Source organism: Ralstonia sp. VS2407 (genome assembly GCF_052950655.1).
Genome location: NZ_JBRFVG010000137.1, coordinates 1 through 526, shown reverse-complemented (window position 1 = coordinate 526; position 526 = coordinate 1). Strand labels below are relative to the sequence as shown.

General features: G+C 67.5%; 1 pseudogene. It reads left to right on the top strand.

Features of this window, described 5'->3' with window-relative positions:
* Positions 1 to 526: pseudogene (locus ACU8YE_RS24260) on the top strand (cytosine permease); the annotation flags it as partial.

The following is a 526-nucleotide window of genomic DNA, read 5'->3' as shown; positions in this document are numbered from 1 at the left end:
CTACCGGTTCATCCACATCCTGAACCGCATCGGCACGTGGGTGCTCGGCATCGGCATCGCCGTCGGCTTCTGGATGATCCTGTCGCACGTGAGCACCGCCGATTTCCTGACGCGCGGCGGCTTCGACTTCGCGGGCTGGCTCGCGACGGTGTCGCTGTCGGCGCTGTGGCAGATCGCGTTCGCGCCGTACGTGTCGGACTATTCGCGCTATCTGCCGGAGAACGTCGGCGTCGCGTCGACGTTCTGGGCGACCTATCTCGGCTGCACGCTCGGCTCGACGCTCGCGTTCATCTTCGGCGCGGTGGCGGTGCTCGCGGTGCCGGCCGGCGCGGACACGATGGACGCGGTCAAGCAGGCGACCGGCCCGCTCGGCCCGCTGATGCTCGTGCTGTTCCTGCTGAGCGTGATCAGCCACAACGCGCTGAACCTGTACGGCGCGGTGCTCGCGGTGATCACGTCGGTACAGACGTTCGCGTACAAGTGGATTCCGACCGCGAAGGCGCGCGCGGTGGTGTCGGTCGTGATC